General features: G+C 31.7%; 6 protein-coding genes and 2 pseudogenes. 4 read left to right on the forward strand and 4 right to left on the reverse strand.

What is annotated here, in order from left to right; translation table 11 throughout:
- Both F6K13_RS23295 and F6K13_RS23300 read right to left on the reverse strand, forming a co-directional pair.
- Window positions 1–193 (reverse strand): annotated as a pseudogene (locus F6K13_RS23295) (hypothetical protein); the annotation flags it as partial.
- A gap of 602 nt (window positions 194–795) precedes the next feature.
- Window positions 796–957: a hypothetical protein gene (locus tag F6K13_RS23300; RefSeq protein ID WP_240038994.1), complete on the reverse strand. Its 162-nt coding sequence runs from the start codon at window positions 955–957 to the stop codon at window positions 796–798.
- Between the two features lie 222 nt (window positions 958–1,179).
- Between F6K13_RS23300 and F6K13_RS23305 the strand changes: the two genes are divergently transcribed.
- Together F6K13_RS23305 and F6K13_RS23310 are read left to right on the forward strand one after the other, a co-directional pair.
- Window positions 1,180–1,401, forward strand: a complete 222-nt coding sequence (locus tag F6K13_RS23305; protein ID WP_124145490.1) for a hypothetical protein — start codon at window positions 1,180–1,182, stop codon at window positions 1,399–1,401.
- 67 nt (window positions 1,402–1,468) lie between these two features.
- A pseudogene (locus F6K13_RS23310) lies at window positions 1,469–1,954 on the forward strand (DUF29 domain-containing protein).
- 119 nt (window positions 1,955–2,073) lie between these two features.
- On the opposite strand, the gene F6K13_RS23315 reads toward F6K13_RS23310, so the two are convergent.
- Together F6K13_RS23315 and F6K13_RS23320 are read right to left on the reverse strand one after the other, a co-directional pair.
- Window positions 2,074–2,382 carry a type II toxin-antitoxin system RelE/ParE family toxin gene (locus F6K13_RS23315; protein WP_124145489.1) on the reverse strand — a complete coding sequence of 103 codons (309 nt, stop codon included), beginning with the start codon at window positions 2,380–2,382 and terminating at the stop codon, window positions 2,074–2,076.
- A gap of 55 nt (window positions 2,383–2,437) precedes the next feature.
- A complete protein-coding gene (locus F6K13_RS23320; protein WP_240038993.1) occupies window positions 2,438–2,650 on the reverse strand; it encodes a type II toxin-antitoxin system ParD family antitoxin in 213 nt (70 codons plus the stop codon).
- Between the two features lie 272 nt (window positions 2,651–2,922).
- Between F6K13_RS23320 and F6K13_RS23325 the strand changes: the two genes are divergently transcribed.
- Window positions 2,923–3,498, forward strand: a complete 576-nt coding sequence (locus F6K13_RS23325; RefSeq protein ID WP_124145488.1) for a Uma2 family endonuclease — start codon at window positions 2,923–2,925, stop codon at window positions 3,496–3,498.
- Between the two features lie 89 nt (window positions 3,499–3,587).
- The coding region (locus tag F6K13_RS23330; protein WP_287288541.1) for a DUF29 family protein at window positions 3,588–3,731 on the forward strand (144 nt) is incomplete at its 3' end.

A 3,731-nucleotide genomic window follows, 5' to 3' on the forward strand; every position in this document is an offset into this window, starting at 1 on the left:
TCTTAATTTGCGTTAAAGAGACAACTTCTGGTCTAGCTACTTGAGTCGGTAAGCGACTACCACCATCCAATACTCGGTCAATATCACGGAACATATCGTCCATCAAATTCTCAGCAAGATTATCTACCGAAATAGGCTCTTTAAATCTTGTTTTTTCTGAATTTTCTTCAGTTTTTTGGTAGTTCGTGGTCATATTCTTTTTTTACTCCCTATCCTCAATAATTTTTGATTTAAGAGTTTGTTTAATTTTGATTCGGATATTTTAGTTTACCAATATTATCTAGTAACTGTGTCTCATAATGAGATTAATTATAGACATTTTAACTATAGTTTATAAGTTATTCAGCATTTAAGCTATATATCTTAAATTTTGGAAAAGGGAACAGGGAATACTGGAGCTGGCAAGAAGGAATATAGAATCTAAATTAGTCTACTACATAACTCTACTATCATTATTTTGAGTTTTTGTCAATAATTATTTGACTTTTTGGCCAAATTTCAGATTTATTTGTAGCAGTGTTGGTTGTTTAGAAATTTGGTACAGCAATCTTTGTCAGCGTTCAATAATTAACAATTAATCATTACCTATCCTGAAAATTATAGGATTAGCGAACATATTTTTTTTACTTCTTTAAAAAACAGGATTAAAATCTTAATTATTCTGTAAATTATGCTCATCTAGTGAATATTTATAGAGAGATATTATTGATTTTTTTTTGTAAAAAAACTAAGATAGATATTGAGAAAATAATAGATAAAAAATAGAGGTCTATTGAACCAGACATGATATTACTTTTAAGTTGCTACAGGCAAGCGACCTTCAACTCTCTGATATTGCTTGGTTAAGAGCCAGGTTTGACTGTCTTCGTAGGTATCACTAGAAAAAGATAGTTGATAATTTTCAGCGGGATTATAAATATAGCTTTGACCTGAAGTATTGGCGATTAAAATTAACACTTGAGGGGGAAAAGCAGTGCGGTCAATCCAAAGTTCGGTAAACTGTAAATTGAGAGCTAGGTCTGTCTGAGTTTCTGTTTCTGGTAGGTCTTCGACTTGTTGGAAGCGTTGTCGTAATTTTGTTAATATAGTTTCATCGCTACTTTCTACATCGTAAGCGCTGCTATCTACGGCACGAACGATTATATTTGGCTCTTGTCCGTTGTCTGGATAGTATAGGTTATGGAAACACTAGAAGAGGCTCTTATAATAGTCAACCAACTTTCCATCGAACAAAGAGAAATGTTATTAGAAATTGTTAAAAATCAAATGATTGAAGCTAGTCGAGAGGAAATAGCTCAAGAAGCAAAAGAAGCGATCGCCTCTTTTCATAGAGGAGAATTACAATCTCAGTCTATAGAAAATATTATCACTGAGTTACAAGCAACTTTAACAGAAGATTAATAAGAAAAATTGTTTTCACCCCCAAATTTAAACGGTCATTTCGTAAATTTGTGAATAGATATAAAACATGGTTAATCAAATTACCGATCTAAAATTACTGTATGAAGTAGATGATTTATTGTGGTTAGAAAAAACAATCAAACTACTAAATAATCGTCAATTAGAAAACCTAGATTATGAAAACTTAATTGAGGAATTAGAAGCCTTGGGTAGAAGTGAAAAAAGTGCTGCTCAAAGTTTCGTTATTTTAATTATTCAACATTTACTACTTTATCAATATTGGGAGGAAGAAAGAGCTAATAACTCTAGGCATTGGCGTGGATAAATTTTTGCTTTTCGGACTCAATTAGAATTAAAAATCACAACAAACATTCCCCCCTTACCAAGGGGGGTTAGGGGGGATTCCTCTCTAAGGAATCATTTAGCTGAACGACTTGACTATCTTTATAGTAAAGCTAGAAAAAGCGCTCAAATTAAATCAGAACTTCAATTACCAGAAATTAACCCTTATTCTCTTGAACATATATTGGATGAAGATTGGCTACCAGAGTAATTATTTAACATCTCCTTCTTTATCAATATGAGCATCAGTTACATACATAATTTTTTCCCATTTCATATAATCAACTAAAAGGTAAACCCACGCGGGCAAGATGCCTGCACTGGCAACATTTAATTGTCAATATCTGTACTTCCAAATAAAGACTCTAAATTACGATATCCACTAACTATTCTCACGATTTCTATTTCTACCTCAGTTACTTGATAAAAAATAATATAACCATCTAAGGGCATACCACTAAAATAAGGCGTAATCTGAGCATAACTTCGCCCCATCTTAGGAAAGTTAATTAAGTTTTTACACTTATCATCAAAGCGTTTAATAAAACGTTCGCCTGCTTCTAAACTAAAGTTACTAAAATAATCAGAAATCTCATCTAGATCGCGAATAGCTGCTTGAGATAAACTATATTTATTCACTTAAATTTTCCTCTCGCAACCGCTGAAATTTTTGCTTTAATTGTGCAATAACAATTTATCCATCAACTTTTTCACCCTTTTCTAATTGTTCTAAACCTACTTTAACTTGAGCGCGAGTTTCATCAAGCCATTGTTGATAATCTTGTTCTTGTTTTTCTAATAGTTTTAACGCCACATCAATCGCCTGTTGAATATTGGTATACCTTCCCTTAGTAATTTGGGATTGAATAAATTTTTCTTGTTCGGGACTTAAGATAATATTCATCATCCAATTTAAAAAATAAACTATATTTAATTCTATCCTTAAATTAATATTGTTAGTTGGTGGTGCGTTAATGAAATGTAACGCACACTACAAAAATCTTTAACTTTTAACTCCAACAATTGGATAATCGGCTATAATAAATATTCTTAACTTCTTGGTTAAGATGTAGAAATATTAGACTCTCTTCAAACATTATCTGGAGAGGATATTTTACCAGGATTTATATTAGATATGACAATAATTTGGTAGTTAACTCTGAGGAATAAATAACCAAAATGACAAATTTGACTATCGAGCTTAACTCAGTAATTGAGATGACAGAAGAACAATTTTTTCAACTATGTCAAAAAAACCCGGATTTAAGATTTGAAAAAAATGCTAAAGGAGATTTAATTATTATCTCGCCGACGGGAGGAGAAACTGGAAGTTATAACGCTGCATTAACTTCTAAAATTTGGATTTGGAATGATCAAAGAAAGCTAGGTATAGTTTTCGACTCATCCACAGGTTTTAAACTCCCAAATGGCTCTAACCGTTCTCCCGATGCTTCCTGGATACCTATAGAAAAATGGAATAATTTAACTCCCGAACAAAGAACTAAATTTTTACCTCTTTGCCCTGATTTTTTAATCGAATTAATGTCACCTTCCGACAGCTTATCTAAAACTAGAGAAAAAATGAAAGAATATCTGGAAAATGGAATGCAGTTAGGTTGGTTAATTAATCCTAAAAATCGGCAAGTAGAAATTTATCGCGTTGGTAAAGATGTGGAAATATTAGACTCTCCTGAAGTATTATCTGGTGAAGATGTTTTGCCTGGATTTATATTAGATATGACAAGAATTTGGTAGTTAAAATTGTAAATTTATCGACATATACTGAAAAATTATCGAAATTTTTGTTGCGCGATCGCTAAATTTTTCACAAATAGACACAAAATATGATTAATCAAATTACCGCTCTAAAATTACTGTATGAAGAAGATTATTTCCTGTGGTTAGAAGAAACGATCAAACTACTGAATAATCGTCAATTAGAAAACCTAGATTATGAAAACTTAATTGAGGAATTAGAAGCATTGGGA

Origin of the sequence: Okeania sp. SIO2B9 (assembly GCF_010672505.1) — a bacterium.
GTDB classification, from domain to species: domain Bacteria; phylum Cyanobacteriota; class Cyanobacteriia; order Cyanobacteriales; family Microcoleaceae; genus Okeania; species Okeania hirsuta.